General features: G+C 30.5%; 16 protein-coding genes. 14 read left to right on the forward strand and 2 right to left on the reverse strand.

Annotation, left to right across the window (positions count from 1 at the left end):
* Positions 1-547: 547 nt before the first annotated feature.
* The 5 genes from IO99_RS19465 (at position 548) to galE (ending at position 6117) form a co-directional block, all read left to right on the forward strand.
* Positions 548-1282 carry a PAS domain-containing protein gene (locus IO99_RS19465; protein ID WP_242844101.1) on the forward strand — a complete coding sequence of 245 codons (735 nt, stop codon included), beginning with the start codon at positions 548-550 and terminating at the stop codon, positions 1280-1282.
* A 10-nt stretch (positions 1283-1292) separates the two neighbouring features.
* A complete protein-coding gene (locus tag IO99_RS19470; protein ID WP_242844102.1) occupies positions 1293-2318 on the forward strand; it encodes a bifunctional diguanylate cyclase/phosphohydrolase in 1026 nt (341 codons plus the stop codon).
* Between the two features lie 191 nt (positions 2319-2509).
* Positions 2510-3766: an MFS transporter gene (locus IO99_RS07275; protein WP_035131865.1), complete on the forward strand. Its 1257-nt coding sequence runs from the start codon at positions 2510-2512 to the stop codon at positions 3764-3766.
* A 69-nt stretch (positions 3767-3835) separates the two neighbouring features.
* Positions 3836-4963 (forward strand): ArsR/SmtB family transcription factor, encoded by a 1128-nt coding sequence (locus IO99_RS07280; protein WP_035131867.1) that lies wholly within the window; start codon positions 3836-3838, stop codon positions 4961-4963.
* Positions 4964-5103: 140 nt separating this feature from the next.
* Entirely contained in the window at positions 5104-6117 is a 1014-nt protein-coding gene (galE, locus tag IO99_RS07285; protein ID WP_035131868.1) for a UDP-glucose 4-epimerase GalE, read from the forward strand.
* 91 nt (positions 6118-6208) lie between these two features.
* Here galE and IO99_RS07290 read toward each other — a convergent pair whose 3' ends face one another.
* Complete coding sequence (locus IO99_RS07290; RefSeq protein ID WP_035131876.1) at positions 6209-6835, reverse strand: flavodoxin family protein; 627 nt, start codon at positions 6833-6835, stop codon at positions 6209-6211.
* Between the two features lie 230 nt (positions 6836-7065).
* Between IO99_RS07290 and IO99_RS07295 the strand changes: the two genes are divergently transcribed.
* The 6 genes from IO99_RS07295 to IO99_RS07320 all read left to right on the forward strand — a co-directional run bounded on the left by IO99_RS07295 (position 7066) and on the right by IO99_RS07320 (position 10788).
* Positions 7066-7593 carry a hypothetical protein gene (locus tag IO99_RS07295; protein WP_035131883.1) on the forward strand — a complete coding sequence of 176 codons (528 nt, stop codon included), beginning with the start codon at positions 7066-7068 and terminating at the stop codon, positions 7591-7593.
* Positions 7594-7622: 29 nt separating this feature from the next.
* Positions 7623-7808 carry a hypothetical protein gene (locus IO99_RS07300; protein WP_035131884.1) on the forward strand — a complete coding sequence of 62 codons (186 nt, stop codon included), beginning with the start codon at positions 7623-7625 and terminating at the stop codon, positions 7806-7808.
* 69 nt (positions 7809-7877) lie between these two features.
* Positions 7878-8567, forward strand: a complete 690-nt coding sequence (locus IO99_RS07305; protein WP_035131885.1) for an HAD family hydrolase — start codon at positions 7878-7880, stop codon at positions 8565-8567.
* Positions 8568-8629: 62 nt separating this feature from the next.
* Entirely contained in the window at positions 8630-9277 is a 648-nt protein-coding gene (locus tag IO99_RS07310) for a hypothetical protein (protein ID WP_035131890.1), read from the forward strand.
* A 179-nt stretch (positions 9278-9456) separates the two neighbouring features.
* Positions 9457-10218: a Nif3-like dinuclear metal center hexameric protein gene (locus IO99_RS07315; protein WP_035131979.1), complete on the forward strand. Its 762-nt coding sequence runs from the start codon at positions 9457-9459 to the stop codon at positions 10216-10218.
* 42 nt (positions 10219-10260) lie between these two features.
* Positions 10261-10788, forward strand: a complete 528-nt coding sequence (locus IO99_RS07320; protein WP_035131892.1) for a GrpB family protein — start codon at positions 10261-10263, stop codon at positions 10786-10788.
* Between the two features lie 187 nt (positions 10789-10975).
* Here IO99_RS07320 and IO99_RS07325 read toward each other — a convergent pair whose 3' ends face one another.
* Complete coding sequence (locus tag IO99_RS07325; protein WP_084178113.1) at positions 10976-11311, reverse strand: winged helix-turn-helix transcriptional regulator; 336 nt, start codon at positions 11309-11311, stop codon at positions 10976-10978.
* A gap of 405 nt (positions 11312-11716) precedes the next feature.
* Between IO99_RS07325 and IO99_RS07330 the strand changes: the two genes are divergently transcribed.
* From IO99_RS07330 to IO99_RS07340, 3 genes are all read left to right on the forward strand, one after another.
* On the forward strand, positions 11717-13198 hold the full coding sequence (locus tag IO99_RS07330; protein ID WP_035131894.1) for an aldehyde dehydrogenase family protein: 1482 nt from the start codon (positions 11717-11719) through the stop codon (positions 13196-13198).
* A gap of 166 nt (positions 13199-13364) precedes the next feature.
* On the forward strand, positions 13365-15560 hold the full coding sequence (locus tag IO99_RS07335; RefSeq protein WP_035131896.1) for a DNA topoisomerase III: 2196 nt from the start codon (positions 13365-13367) through the stop codon (positions 15558-15560).
* Between the two features lie 12 nt (positions 15561-15572).
* A complete protein-coding gene (locus tag IO99_RS07340; protein WP_035131898.1) occupies positions 15573-15764 on the forward strand; it encodes a YwbE family protein in 192 nt (63 codons plus the stop codon).
* The last annotated feature ends 99 nt before the right edge of the window (positions 15765-15863 follow it).

Here is a 15863-nt window from a genome sequence, read left to right on the forward strand (position 1 = left end):
AGAAAGATTAAAAGCTGATGAAGAAAAAGAGAAAAGAGAGGAAAGGGAAGAAGAAATAAGAGAGAGAGCGGAGTTAACAAGAGAAATTCTAGAAGAATATATTTTAGATATTATAGAAGATGAAGTAGATAAAAGAGGTGGAATTGAAGGGTTAGATGGAGAAACTATAAGTGATATTTTAAGTTACTACATTGCTAATGATCCTAGATTTCAGATTAAATTACAAAAGGAATTACAAAGAAAAGGAAAAAGATAATTAGAGGGCTATATAGAAATTAATAAGCTTCTAATAGGACTAAATAACTTGGAGATAATTTCATTTGTCCTCTTGGCTGATATACTCATATTAAATAATATAAGATAATTTAATATGAGTATATATTATAAGTTTATATAGATTTATATTAAATAGTGTATAGATCTGAGATTAGATAAATATGGGATGAATAAAAATACATAGTATGACAAGAAAATGTAGATATTATAGGAAGAAAAGTGGTAGAATAAGGTGATGATGAATTATTGGGAATAAATATGGGGGATAAGTATGGGGTTAGCTGAATTGTATTTACAGAATATGCCATGGGCTGCATGGATTGCAGATATAGATAAAAAGATTATTTTTATTAATAAAGCCTGTGAAAAAAGTTATAATTTAAAGCTAGAAGAAGTAAAAGGTAAGACATATGAAGAAATCTTTCCGAAGAAAGTAGCAAGTATATATAATAAAAGAGTAAAGGAAGGTTTAGATAAATTACAATTGTATTCCTATGATGAAACTACTGGAGAAATAGCAGAAGAGTGTTATGTATTCCCAATCACTGATGATGACGGTAACACTAATGCTATGGGTGGGATTATTGTAAATGTTGAAGAAGAAAAAAGAAGAGAAATAGAGCTTCAAAATCAAAAAAGTATTCTTCGAACTATAATAGACTCATTACCAGAGGCTATTTTTTATAAAGACAAGGATTCAAGATATATTGGTTGCAATAAAAATTTCAATGACTATTATAAGAAATTTGGAGTAGATAATGTAATTGGGAAAAATGACTTAGAAGTTTATCCAGATAAGGAAATCGCAGAAAATTTTATTAAAGTAGATAAAGAAATAATGGAGAGTAAAGAAGCAAAATATATTCAAGGAGTTACCTTAGATGAAAATGGAAATAGAATTATAGAAGAAAGTTTTAAGGCTCCTGTAATAAATAAAAAAGGTGAAGTTTTGGGAATTGTTGGGCTAGCTAGAAATATCACTAGCCAAAAAAAAATTAGAGGATAGGCTTAGATATTTGAGTTATAATGATGCTCTAACAGGAATATATAACAGAACTTATTTTGAAGAAAAGATACGGGAATTAAATAATGAGGAGCACCTTCCTTTAGGAATAATTATGGGAGATGTAAATGGACTAAAGCTAGTTAATGATTCTTTAGGACATCTAGAAGGAGATAGGCTACTAAAAAGTATATCTAGTGTTCTTAATAAAGCTTGTAGTGATAAAGGCTTTGTTTTTAGATGGGGTGGAGATGAATTTATGATACTCCTGCCAAGCTGTGATGAAAGCGGTTGTGAGAGAAGTATTGAAAAAATAAGAAGTGAATGTAAGAAGTATAAACATAATTACATTGAACTTAGCATTGCCCTTGGTGAAGTGGTTAAGCATTCTGTAGAAGAAGACATTGATAAGTGTATTAAAGAAGTAGAAGAGAGGGTATATAGGCAAAAACTCTTAGAACATAATAGTGTTAGAAGCTCCATGATGAACTCATTAAAAAAGAGTTTGGAAGCTAAGAATATGGAAACAGAAGAGCATACTGAAAGGGTAGAATCCTATGCGTTGGAAATAGGAAAGAGATATGGATTTAAGAGCTCACAAATGGATGAATTAATGATAATAGCTAGACTTCATGACATTGGAAAAATTGCCATTGAGGAAGATATACTTTTAAAACCAGGGCCACTGACAACAAATGAATTTGAAGTGATGAAAACTCATGCAGAAAAGGGATTTAGAATAATCAATGCTTCTAGTGAAATAATGAATGTGGCAAAATGTGTTTTAACTCATCATGAAAAATGGGATGGTAGTGGATATCCTTTAGGCATTGCAGGAGAAGAAATACCGCTTATGGCAAGAATTATTGCTATTGCTGATGCCTATGATGTTATGACTCATGATAGGGTATATAGAAAGGCTATGAATAAAGAAGAGGCTATTAAAGAATTAAAGAGATGTGCAGGTACCCAATTTGATCCAGAACTAGTAGAGCTATTTTTAAAATGTTTAGATAACAATGAAGAAAAAAATAATTAAGAAATAAAGGGTTGAGAAGTAGCAAAACACCTTAATAAAGGGTGATGTTGAATAAATACTTCTTGACCTTTTTATTTTTAATTTATGTTAGATATATATCTAATTGGTATTGACAATTATCTAACATAATCATAAACTAATAATAGGAAGAAAATTTAATAATATATAAATTATGTAAGGATGGTATAGTTATGGATTTAGCTGTAGAAAAGAAAAAAATAGGATATAAAGACATACTTATGGATAAAAATTTTTGCTTATTTATCATTGGTAATCTTATTTCAAGATTTGGGGATTCTATTGACACCATTGCCTATGGATGGATGGTATATGAAATTACAGGCAGTACTGCGTTAATGGCTTTAATTTTTGGAGTTAATGCTATTCCAACAATATTATTTCAACCTATTGCTGGTGTGTTTGTAGACTATAAAAAGAAAAAAAATGTGGTTGTCCTTTGTAATTTAGGAAGAGCCACTGTAGTAACTATCACAGCATTAATGTTTATATTTGGCATACTTAAGCCATATCATTTATTTATATTTACTTTTATAAATTCTACCTTTGAGTCCTTTGAAGGACCAGCAGCAATAGCAGCCTATCCACTAATTATTGAAAAAGAAAAGTTTGCCTATGCAAGAGCGTTACAATCTACCTTATCTAGAATTGTGGAGCTAGTAGGACTTGCTGTAGCGGCCGGAATCATTGCAGTCATTGGTATTGGTGGCGGAATGATTGTTAATGCAGTTAGTTTTTTTCTATGTGGAATATTTATGGCTATGGTTAGATATAAAGAAGAGATTTTAAAGAAGCAACAGTTAAATATGAAGGGGTACTTTGTAGATTTAAAGGATGGATTTATCTATTTAAAGACTAGTAAAATTTTGATGTCAATAACCATATTTGCCGCATTAATTAATTTATTTATGATACCTTTTAACACTTTAGGAGTTGCATATGTAAATGAGGAGTTGTTAAAGGGTCCTGAGGTAGTTGCGATGATTAGCTTTAGCTTAACTACAGGGATGCTTATTGGTGGTGCTATATATCCTAAAATAGCAGAAAAATTTAAAGGAATTAATTTATTTATAATATCGGGGGTAATCCTAGGAACTGCATATTTATCTCTAGCATTTGTACCTATGATAGGTGTTGATTTAGTCCTTTATGGAACTATCATTTTATTAGCCTTTTTATTTGGTGCATCTGCTAGTATATTTATGATGATAGTAAATATAACTTTTATGCAAAAAACAGAACAACAATATTTGGGAAGGGCAGCAGGAATACTTAATTCATTATGCATGGCAGCTACACCAGTAGGATCGTTAGTAGTAGGAAGTCTTTGTGTATTCTTAAGCACAGCTCAACTATTCTTAATATTCGGAATAGGTATGGTGGTATTATTCCTATGTCAACGTTATAATAAAAGCATGCAGGAAATTTAAGTGACAATCTAAATATTTGATTTAGTTATTGGAACTTACTTATCTGAAGGACGAGAGAAGGAGTTTCATATGAAATATATAGTAGAGAATAACATTAATTTAATTGAGGAAGTGAAAAATACTCTTTATTTTATAGTTAATGAAGAAAAAATAGTTAACAAGCTCAGGGACAGTTTTAAAAAGTATGGCGAAGATATAGATAAATATATAAATAAGGATTTAAAAAACTTCTTTAAATTTATCGAAAAATTTAAGACTAGAAATAAGATACCTATGGATAGACTTAAGATATTCTTTAATGATATTAGTGAAGTTCATGAAAAAACACATTGTATAGCTAGTATTTTTATTAACAATATAACCGAGGAGGAACTAATTGAGGGACGCAATAGAATTCACAATTTAGATTCCATGGAACTAAAGGAACTTGCTATGAAGGAAATTCTATGTCAAGATGATTATCTTAGAGATGATTTTCCTGATGAGGATGATTTATCTAACCTAGATGCAGAAAAAGAATTTATGCCTTATCTTATAGAAAGATGTACTTTAGACAGTGAATCTAAGTGGTGGCTTACGGTTATTTCTCAAAATCCAAAGGAGTATTTAAGCGAACTTATTGATATGATTATAAATTCTATAGATGTATTTAAGGAAGCTTTTAAGGTTATGGAAAAAGAAGTAGAAAAATTTATATATGATCTTAGAGATTTAATTAAAGAAAACCCTAAATTTATCTCTGATTCCACAGGTATTAAAATCTTTGATCAGTGGGAAGATGATATTTATATCTTTCCAAGTATAATTAGATTTAATTCAGTATCATTTTTATCAACCATAAGCCCTGTTTTTAATAATAAAAGAAGAGAATATATGTACTTTGGATGGAAGTTTTATGAACTTTTGAGTGATTCTATAGGAAATGATAATGAGGAAAAAATCCTAATTGATAGATTGAAGTGTCTAAGTGATAAAAGTAAATTTAATATTATAAAGATGCTTAAGAAAAAGTCTATGTTCGGGCAAGAAATTGCAGAGGCTCTTTCTCTTACTACAGCTACTGTTTCTTATCACATGAATGCTTTAATTGTAGCTAAATTAGTATATATGGAAAAGGTAGATAATAAAATTTTTTATAGTGTAGATAAAGATACTATTAAGGAATTCTTAAGGGTTTTAAATAAAGAGCTGAACTAATAGCTCTTTTTTCTTTAATAATTTTACAATTTGAGATATAATTGTATACGAAGATATTTATCTGAGCATTGTCAATATAGGTAAGTGCTATGATATAAATTAAAATTTGACATAAATAAAGTAAGAATGGAGTGTATTACATGGCAGTTTTAGTAACTGGAGGAATGGGCTATATCGGTAGTCATACTACCGTTGAGCTATTAAAAGAGGGGTATGAAGTTGTTATTGTAGATAACTTAAGTAATAGTAAAGAGTTAGTAAAGGATAGAATTAAGGCTATTACAGGAAAAGAGCCTAAATTCTATAAATATGATGTTTTAAACAAGGAAGATATGGACAAGGTTTTTAGTGAAAATGCTATAGATTCAGTAATTCATTTTGCAGGCTTTAAGGCCGTGGGAGAATCTGTGGCTAAGCCCCTAGATTATTACCACAATAACTTAACTAGCACTTTTGTACTTTTAGAATTAATGAGAAAATATGGAGTTAAAAATTTTGTATTTAGCTCATCAGCTACTGTTTATGGAGATGCAAAAATTATTCCAATTACAGAGGAAGCACCGCTATCTGCTACAAATCCATATGGAAGAACAAAGCTAATGTTAGAAGAAATTTTAAGAGATTTATATAGCTCTGATAATTCATGGAATATAGCATTACTTCGTTACTTTAATCCAGTAGGGGCCCATGAAAGTGGAACTATTGGAGAAGATCCATGTGGTATTCCAAATAATTTAATGCCTTTTATTACAAAGGTTGCTATAGGTGAGCTTAAGGAGCTTAGTGTATTTGGGGATGATTATGACACACCAGATGGTACAGGAGTTAGAGATTACATTCACGTAGTAGATTTAGCTAAAGGTCACTTAAAAGCATTAGAAAAATTAAAAACTAATTCAGGTCTTGTAACCTATAACTTAGGAACAGGAAATGGATATAGTGTTCTTGATATAGTTAAGGCATTTTCAGAGGCTAGTGGAAGAGAAATTCCTTATAAAATTACTGCAAGAAGACCTGGTGATATTGCAACTTGCTATTCAGAACCAAGAAAGGCTAATGAAGAATTAGGCTGGACAGCTGAAAAGGGCATAAAAGAAATGTGTGAAGACTCTTGGAGATGGCAAAGCCAAAATCCAAAAGGATATGAAGAGTAAAGTAAACTTTATATAAATAAATTGAAAGTGCTTGGCAAGACATCTTACATGAAATTAGTAGGATATTTTGAAAAGCACTTTTGTTTTCATTTTATCTTATGAAGTTGGTTCTTAATTTTTCTTCCTTTTTAGGTAAGGATATTCCGGCTTTTTTACCAGCTTCTATAGATTTTAATATCCAAGCCATATTTTTACCAAGAGTTCTCATTGTTTGCATACCTTCAAGGTCTTGTTTTACTTCTTCTGGAGTATTGCCATGAACCATATTCCAATATTGTGAAGAAACTATTGGCATATTTGATATAGTAAAGTATTTATTTAATTGGTCAAAGGTAGCAGAGGAACCACCTCTACGACAACTTACAATGGCAGCCCCAGGCTTATATTCAAATCCACTACCTGCATAGAAAAATCTATCCAAAAATGATGTAATCATACCAGAAGCACCAGCATAGTGAACTGGAGAACCAAAGATAAATCCATCAACATCCTTAGCTTTTTCTAAAGCAATATTAACAGTATCATCATTAAAAACGCATCTTTCACTACCACTTTTATAGCAGTAACCGCATCCCATACAGCCTCTAATAGGAGCCTTTCCTACATGGAATATTTCTGATTGTATATTTTCTTTTTCTAGTTCCATTGCTATTTCACATAAAGCAGTATAAGTACATCCTTTTTCATTAGGACTACCGTTTATTAATAAGACTTTCATTTTAAAATTCCCTCCAATACAATATTATCATTAATAAATAAATTATAGCATTATTCATTTTAATGTGTATGATTTATAAAAAGTAAATTAGATTTATTATAATTAATCTTTTTAAGATTTAAAAGAGTAAAAATGTGTAAAAGTTATAGGGATATAGTTAATAATAAGGTATAATAATTATATATTGTAAAAATATACAAAAATATTAATGATATATGGAGGAAAAATGTATGAAGAGATCATTTATATTTTGGATTGTATTTTTTTTAGTTATAACTAATATAGTATTCATTGGTACAACTATGTGGTACAAAACTAAGCTGGATAACCAAGAATTTAAAGTGTATTCATTTCAGGGAGAAAACACAGATATAAGAGTAACAGAAGGGTTAATTATTCTATTTCCTAACAGGCATATAGTTATTGGCGGCAATATACAGTATATAGGAAGCAAAGAAGAACAAATTAAATCATATTCTCAAAATATCTATTTAGATAAAGAAGGAGATAAATATTTAGTTTTATCAAAAGCAGTTTCAAATGGATGGGATAATAAAGGAACATCTTTATCTGGTGAACTTTTGTTGAATAAAAGTATAGGAGAAATTAGTTCACAACAATTATTCAATGAAGAACAGTTGGGTATTATTAAGAATAATCTTTATTTCAATCTTCAATATTCAACAGTTGATGGAAAAATAGAAAATTCCATAATTATGCTAAATGTAGAAGAATTTAATATGAGGGAAAATAAATAAGTATTTTAAATTAAGAAAGGAGTCTATAGATGGAGGTAGATAATAAAATAATAATAATTTCTATTATAAATGTTATTTTGATGTTTGTAATTTTAATAGCTATATATAAAGGCATAAAATGGTGTAAAAACTTTGTTAATAGAAATAAAGAAATAGATGAAAAGCTAAATATTATTTTAAAAAAGTTGAACAATGAGGATAGCAACAGTATTTAATTTAGAATCGTAATTATTTATACACAGAAACAATGAAAATGTTTACTGTGGGCTTGGAGGAAATCTATAATGAATATGAACAACATTAAAGCTATTTTATTTGATTCGGGAAGAACCTTAAATGTACCTAGGACAGGGCATTGGTTTATTACACCTAACTTCTTTAATATTTTTAATGACACAAGCTTTCAATATACAGAAGATCAATTAAGTGAAGCAATGAATAAAGCCTGTGATCATATTAGTAAAATATTATTAGTAAAAACAGAAGAAGATGAATTTGCGATGTTCAAGGAGTTTTATGAAATAGTACTAAAAGAAATAAAGTATACGAGTATAAATGAGGAAATAATTAATTCTTTGGCAAGTGATAATGTATATAATGATGATAAATTTTATTTTTTTGATGATGTGAAACCTGGGCTACAAAGATTAAAAGATAAATATATTTTAGGGGTTGTCTCAGATACATGGCCATCCTTAGAAAGAGTATTTATTAATAAGAGTCTAAGAAAATATTTTTCTACATTTGTTATGTCATCAATTTATGGCTCCTATAAAGCTGAAAAGGTACTTTTTAAAATAGCTATTGAAGAAATCGGAGTAAAACCAGAGGAAGTAATTTTTATAGATGATAGTGAATCAAATCTTATTGCGGCAGAAGATTTTGGTATGATTCCAATTCTAATTGATAGATATGATAGGAATGATATTGAAAGTAAGTACCCTATAATTAAATCTTTAAATGATTTAAATTAGTAGAGGGTTCTATGATTAAACTAATGGCAAGGTAATATTTAACTATGGAATGGGGAACGAAGATGAAGATATTAATAGGACAACCACTACATGAAAATGGGCTTAAGCAGATTAGTAATGAAATAATAAATAATAGAGAAGTTGATATTGTACTATATCCTGAAGGGTATTTAGCTAATGAAGAATTATTAAAGGATGTTTGTAACATTGCAAAAGAATATAGAGTGATGATTATTACGTCTTATAGAATGAATAACAAAGATAGAGCAGTAATAATCAATAATCATGGAGAGAAAATATTAGAGAGAGCTAAAACACCACCAGATGATAATGAGAAATTATATAATCCTTTAGTGGTTAATTATAATAAAATGAATATTGGTTATTTACTATGTATGGAAATTTTGAAAGGTGTTAGAGATTTACAAAGAGTTAATGAAACTATAAACTTTATTGCTCATCCAATTGGTGTAGGAATGTTTAGTGATGAACAATTTCAACAGTGGATAACAGAGGCGAAAAATATTGCTAGAATCTATAAAACCATTGTAATTGGAACAAGTCATGCAGATGGTTCATATAGAAATTGTGGTATATCTATTCCTATTTCCTATTGCATAGATAGTAATGGAGAAGAAATATTTATATCTAAAGCTGATACTAGAACTCGAGTTGTTGATATAGATAGAAAAGAAGTTAAGACTTTTTAATATGGACATTTTTAGTGTCTTTTATAGATGGTGATTTAACATTTAATTTTATAGGCAATGAAATTTTTAAGACTAGGATAATTGTTTTTGCAATTATTAGTCATTGTTTAACTTGTACAAGTTTCTGTACTACAGTTGAAAATATACCTGAATGCAAGGAAGAAAATGGAGGGAAGTATATGGACGTTTCACATATTGTTAAAAGAATTAATGAACTTTTTAATGTAACAAGTAAGGAAATCTTTTCTAATGAATCTGGGATCACATATCATGCAGGTAAAAAAGTTAAAAAATTAGGATACTGTGTTAACCTAACCCTTGAAACTATAGAAGAAGCAAGAATTCATGGAGTTGATATGATGGTGACACACCACGATGCATGGGATGAAATATATGGATTAAAAGAGGCATGCAGAGAGAAATTGGAAGAGTATGGTATAAGTCATTACTATAATCACTTGCCACTTGATGACTGTAACTTTGGAACAAATGATAGTCTGTTAAAAAAATTGAATTTAGAAAATGTTAAAAGAACCCACCAATGGGAAGGATTATATTTTGGTAGAGTGGCAGAATATGATGAAGAAATTGAGTTTAATGAATTAGTAAAAAAAATTGAAAATCTACTTGAAGAACCAGTTAAGTCTTGGAAGTTTAATGACGAAAAAGTGAGGCGGGTAGGTTTAGTCTGTGGTAATGGAGGGCCAACAGATTGCCTTAAGGAAGCAGTTGAAAATAAGTGTGATGTATACATTACAGGTGAATGTAATTTGTATACCATTCAATATGCTCAGTTTAAAGGGATAAATCTTATTATCGGTAGTCATACTTTCACCGAGTTCTTTGGAATTCAAAGTTTAGCATTGAAATTGAATGAGAATATAAAAGAACTTGAAATAATGAGACTTAATGAAGATCATTATGAAGCAAATATAAAATAAGTAGGGTGTACTACATTAGATGTGTAAAGGAGGTATAAATCTATGTCAATTAGAACAAAAGTTATTGTTATTGAGCCTTATAACGAAAAATGGAAGTTAGAATTTGAAAAAATAAGGGACATGCTAGATTCTTATATTGGAGATTTAGTTTTATCAATTGAACATGTTGGAAGTACTTCAGTGGAAGGGCTCTCTGCAAAACCTATCATCGATATAGATGTGGTTATGGATAGTTATGATAATTTCCCTGAAATAAAGAAGAGGTTAGAAGAAGCTGGATATCATCATGAAGGGAATTTAGGCATTGAAGATAGAGAGGCTTTTAGTTATGTGAAAAATAGATTTATGCCATATCACTTATATGTATGTCCTAAAGATGGTAAAGGATATTTAGAGCATATTGCATTAAGAAATCATCTTAGAACAAATAGAGATGCACGAGAGGATTATACAGCACTGAAAACAAAGCTAGCTAAAGAATATAGATACGATGCTGATACTTACTGCGAGAGAAAGACAAAATTTATTCAGAAAATCTTAAATAAGACACTATACTCTAATAAGTCTTAGAGTATATATGAAATGGCACTTTTTATCTGATGACTACCAGCTCTAATACTCCCATCTCTTCAAAGTGGGAGTATTAGAGCTGCTACGTCCCTGGATAACATTTCTAAGTATCGAAAATACTGATACTTAGAAATCTGTTTATATGTATTTCTTCAATTATTACATAGGTTTAAATAGAAAGATCTAACTAATTTAATTCAGTGTTATCTTCATCCTTTTCTTCAGTATTAAATAAACCAGCATCTAAATATTCACTTCCAAAGGAATGCATCATTTCTAGAATTGGTATGATTTCTTTACCAACTTCAGTTAAACTATATTCAACTTTAGGTGGGACTACAGGATATACTTTTCTAGATATAAGCTTATCTTCTTCTAAACTTCTCAATTGTGAAGTTAGCATTTTTTGAGTTACTTTAGGTAACCTCTTTTTAATATCACTAAATCTCAAGGTACCATAACTTAAGTACCATAAAATTAATAATTTCCATTTACCAGATAGAAGATTTTGTACCACAACCATGGGGCACGTAGAGTACTTAGTTCATTGATTCCTCATATGACATTCTTCATGTCTAGGAAATATGCATAGCAAATTCTTATCCATTATATTCACCGTCCTAATAGTATATTTATTATATTATAGTATAAAAAATTAACTACATATAAAAAAGTCTATAACATACTCTGCATTATACCATGAATTTTATATATGTTAAATTTTAAATCCACTATTTACATTATTATAAGATTTTCTACTATTATTTATTAATATAATAGTATCATTTATGATACTATGTCACAAAAAGTATAGTTAATGAGAATAAAGTGCCTACTTCCTAGAAAGATATTTTGTGATTATAATAAAATTAAATTAAGAGATAGAAAAAATCTAAATCATTATAAGAGTGGACAAGGAGGATTTAATATGAATATAAAATTACAAGAAAAATATCAACTATATATTGATGGTCAATGGAGAGAGGCTTCTGATGGAGGCGTATTGAAAACTTACAATCCTGCTACCGGAGAATTCTTAGCTGAAATAGCAGATGCTACAGAAAAAGATGTAGATGATGCAGTTAAAGCAGCTGAAAGAGCTTTTATAACTTGGGGAAAAACAACAGTTGCTGAAAGAGCAGATGTGTTAAACAAAATTGCAGATGTCATTGATGACAATGCAGAGTATTTAGCTACTATTGAAACTATGGATAACGGAAAACCAATTAGAGAAACTACAGGAGCTGATATACCTCTTGCAGCAGATCACTTTAGATATTTTGCTGGAGTTATTCGTTCAGATGAGGGTAGCTCAACAATGCTTGATGAAAATACTTTAAACATAATATTAAGAGAACCAATTGGGATTGTAGGACAAATAGTACCTTGGAACTTCCCATTCTTAATGGCTGCATGGAAGCTTGCTCCAGTATTAGCAGCAGGGGATGTTTCAGTATTTAAACCATCAAGCACAACTTCATTAAGTGTACTTGAGCTTATGAGATTAATAGAGAATATAGTTCCAAAGGGTGTAATTAATATAGTTACAGGCAGAGGCTCTAAAAGTGGAGAATATCTACAACATCATAAAGGCCTTAATAAATTAGCCTTCACTGGATCAACAGAAGTAGGTAGAAAAATTGGACTTTCAGCAGCAGAAAATATCATTCCTGCAACTCTAGAACTTGGAGGGAAATCTGCTAATATATTCTTTAAAGATGCAGATTTAGATATAGCTCTAGAAGGACTTCAACTAGGAATTCTGTTTAATCAAGGACAAGTTTGCTCAGCAGGATCTAGAATTTTTGTACAAGAAGATTTTTATGATGAATTTATAGAAAAAGCAGTTAAAGCTTTTGAAAAGGTTAAGGTGGGTAACCCATTAGATAATAATACTCAAATGGGAGCACAAGTAAGTGAGGATCAACTTAATAAAATTCTTAGCTATGTAGAAATCGGTAAGAAAGAAGGAGCTAAAGTAGCTACAGGTGGAGAAAGATACACTGAAGGCGATGCTGCTAATGGTTACTTCATGAAACCAACTCTACTTGTTGATGTTACTAATGACATGAGAGTTGCTAGAGAAGAAATCTTTGGACCTGTAGGAGTTGTTATTAAATTCAAGACAATAGATGAAGTAATTGCCATGGCAAATGATAGCGAATACGGCTTAGGTGGAGGGGTATTTACTCGAGACATAAATAAAGCTATACAAGTTGCTAGAGGTATTAGAACAGGACGTGTATGGGTAAATACTTATAATAGCTTCCCAGCTGGAGCACCATTTGGAGGATATAAGAACTCAGGAATAGGTAGAGAAACTCATAAATCTGTCCTAGATGCTTATACTCAAATGAAGAATATTATGGTTAATTTATCTGAAAAACCAAGTGGAATGTATGTAAAATAGGTTTAATAAATATATTAAGAAGGCTATGGACTTTGGTTCATAGCCTTCTTTTACCATTTTTCTCTTTATCCTAAGATAAAGTATGATATAATACAAAAGATAAGATTTAGATTAATAAGTTAATAATACTTAATATAGATACTGTAGATAAGAGAGGAAGTAAAAGATGGGAAAGATATTAGTACTAGCAGAGAAACCTTCAGTAGGTAGAGACTTAGCTAAGGTTTTAAAATGCAATCAGAGTAAGGGTGCATACATAGAGGGAAGTAAGTATGTGGTAACTTGGGCACTAGGTCATTTAGTGGGACTACAAGATCCTGAGGACTATGATGCCAAATATAAAAAATGGAGTATGGAAACTTTGCCAATGATTCCAAAGCATATGAAACTTACAGTTTTAAAAAAGACCCAAAAGCAGTTTTATGAAGTAAAAAAGCAAATGCTAAGAAATGATATAGATGAGATAGTTATTGCAACAGATGCAGGAAGAGAAGGAGAGTTAGTGGCACGTTGGACAATAGAAAAGGCTGGAGTAAAAAAACCACTAAAGAGATTATGGATTTCTTCTCAAACTGATAAGGCAATTTTAGATGGATTTAAAAATTTAAAACCAGGTAAAGATTATAATAATTTATATAAGGCAGCGGTGTGTAGAGCAGAGGCAGATTGGCTTGTAGGACTTAATGTTACTCGCGCCCTTACTTGTAAATACAATGCTCAGCTTTCAGCAGGAAGAGTTCAATCTCCAACCTTAGCCATGATAGTTCAAAGGGAAGAAGATATTAAAAACTTTATTCCTAAGGATTACTATACAATTACTGCCAAGGCTAAAGAATTTTCACTACAGTGGGTTGATAAGAATAATTATCAAAGCACTTTTAATGAGGAAGTAGCTAATAAAACCCTAGTTAAGGTTAGAGGTCAAGAAGCAAGTATTATAGATATAACTGAAAGCCTAAAGAAAAAGCCATCACCTGCTCTTTATGATTTAACAGAGCTTCAAAGAGATGCCAACAAAATTTGGGGATATTCTGCAAAGCAGACCCTTTCTATAATGCAAAGACTTTATGAAAATCATAAGATATTAACTTATCCAAGAACGGATTCAAGATATATAACTACAGATATAGTAGCTACACTTCCAGAGAGATTAAGAGCTATATCTATAGGAGCATATAGAGCAGCAGCTACAAATATCCTAAAAGGTAAGATTACTCCAAGCAAGAGTTTTGTAGATAATAGCAGGGTTTCAGATCACCATGCCATAATTCCTACAGAGGAAAGTCCTAATATGTCTAACTTAAGTTCAGAGGAAAGAAATATTTATGATTTAGTAGTCAAGAGATTTTTAAGTGTTATGATGCCACCTTTTGAATATTTACAAACTAATATAGTGACAGAAATAGCTGGAGAGAAGTTTGTAGCTAAAGGAAAAGTTATAAAATCTAAGGGATGGAAAGCACTATATGATAGAGAAGATATGGAGGATTCTAGCGAAGAAGATGGCTTAAAGGATCAAGTACTTCCAAAGCTTAATATTGGAGATAAATTAAAGATAAACTCTGTAGATATAAATAAAGGTAAAACTAAGCCACCAGCAAGATTTAACGAGGGAACATTACTTTCAGCTATGGAAAATCCACATAAATATATTAATGTTTCAAAGGATGCAGCAAAGACCTTAAATGCAACTGGTGGATTAGGCACTGTAGCTACAAGAGCAGATATTATAGAAAAATTATTTAATTCATTTTATATAGAAAAAAGAGGTAAGGAAATAGTTCCAACATCTAAGGGAAAACAACTTATAGAATTAGTTCCAAGTGACCTTAAGTCACCACTTTTAACAGCTAAGTGGGAAAGTCAGCTAGAGGATATTAGCAAAGGCAAGGAAGATGCCATGGACTTCATTGTAGAGATGAGAAGATATTCAAGAGCTCTAGTTGAAGATGTTAAAGTCAATGGTAATAAGTTTGTTCATGAAAATGTCACAGGTGCAAAATGCCCTAAGTGCGGAAAATACATGTTAGAGGTTAAGACTAAAACTGGAGTTATGAATGTGTGCCAAGATAGAGAATGTGGTCACAGAGAAGGTGTTAGTAGAACTACCAATGCTCGTTGTCCAGAATGTAAGAAAAAACTTACCCTTAAAGGACACGGAGAAGGTCAAATCTATGTATGTCCAGGGGCAAACTGTAACTTTAGAGAAAAGGCATCCCAATTTAATAAGAGATTCGAAAAAGGTGGAAAAGTTGATAAGAGGGATGTTAATAACTATATGAAGAAAATGAAAAAAGAAGCAGAACAAGAAGCAGCTAATGATAATCCATTTGCAGCCCTTGGAGATCTATTCAAGAAGTAAGGAGAAATAACTATGGATGGAACTAAAAGAGCAGATATAAAAATAGGCTCAAAGGTCTTAGTAGTAAAGAAGGAAGATCAACGCACAGGAAAATTGACAGAGGGAACAGTTACAAGGTTATTAACTAATTCTTCAGTACATCCAAGAGGTATTAAGGTAATGCTTGAAGGTGGAGTAGTTGGTAGAGTTCAAAAAATTAGATAGAAATGCATTAGGATAGTCATCAAATTTTTAATTTTTGAATATAATTATATTTTTAAAAGAAATTAAAACAGGTTTTAGATTTGTATTTATGAATCTAAA

Origin of the sequence: Clostridium sulfidigenes, assembly GCF_000732635.1 — a bacterium.
Taxonomy (GTDB): domain Bacteria; phylum Bacillota; class Clostridia; order Clostridiales; family Clostridiaceae; genus Clostridium_J; species Clostridium_J sulfidigenes.

What these genes read in the sequence shown, in the direction of transcription:
- IO99_RS07310 (WP_035131890.1), top strand. Translation starts at nt 8,630, where the DNA reads ATGAAGATATTAATAGGACAACCACTACATGAAAATGGGCTTAAGCAG.
- IO99_RS07320 (WP_035131892.1), top strand. Translation starts at nt 10,261, where the DNA reads ATGTCAATTAGAACAAAAGTTATTGTTATTGAGCCTTATAACGAAAAA.
- IO99_RS07305 (WP_035131885.1), top strand. Translation starts at nt 7,878, where the DNA reads ATGAATATGAACAACATTAAAGCTATTTTATTTGATTCGGGAAGAACC.
- IO99_RS07275 (WP_035131865.1), top strand. Translation starts at nt 2,510, where the DNA reads ATGGATTTAGCTGTAGAAAAGAAAAAAATAGGATATAAAGACATACTT.
- IO99_RS07335 (WP_035131896.1), top strand. Translation starts at nt 13,365, where the DNA reads ATGGGAAAGATATTAGTACTAGCAGAGAAACCTTCAGTAGGTAGAGAC.
- IO99_RS19465 (WP_242844101.1), top strand. Translation starts at nt 548, where the DNA reads ATGGGGTTAGCTGAATTGTATTTACAGAATATGCCATGGGCTGCATGG.
- galE (WP_035131868.1), top strand. Translation starts at nt 5,104, where the DNA reads ATGGCAGTTTTAGTAACTGGAGGAATGGGCTATATCGGTAGTCATACT.
- IO99_RS07295 (WP_035131883.1), top strand. Translation starts at nt 7,066, where the DNA reads ATGAAGAGATCATTTATATTTTGGATTGTATTTTTTTTAGTTATAACT.
- IO99_RS07340 (WP_035131898.1), top strand. Translation starts at nt 15,573, where the DNA reads ATGGATGGAACTAAAAGAGCAGATATAAAAATAGGCTCAAAGGTCTTA.
- IO99_RS07280 (WP_035131867.1), top strand. Translation starts at nt 3,836, where the DNA reads ATGAAATATATAGTAGAGAATAACATTAATTTAATTGAGGAAGTGAAA.
- IO99_RS07325 (WP_084178113.1), bottom strand. Translation starts at nt 11,311, where the DNA reads ATGGTTGTGGTACAAAATCTTCTATCTGGTAAATGGAAATTATTAATT.
- IO99_RS07330 (WP_035131894.1), top strand. Translation starts at nt 11,717, where the DNA reads ATGAATATAAAATTACAAGAAAAATATCAACTATATATTGATGGTCAA.
- IO99_RS07300 (WP_035131884.1), top strand. Translation starts at nt 7,623, where the DNA reads ATGGAGGTAGATAATAAAATAATAATAATTTCTATTATAAATGTTATT.
- IO99_RS07315 (WP_035131979.1), top strand. Translation starts at nt 9,457, where the DNA reads ATGGACGTTTCACATATTGTTAAAAGAATTAATGAACTTTTTAATGTA.
- IO99_RS07290 (WP_035131876.1), bottom strand. Translation starts at nt 6,835, where the DNA reads ATGAAAGTCTTATTAATAAACGGTAGTCCTAATGAAAAAGGATGTACT.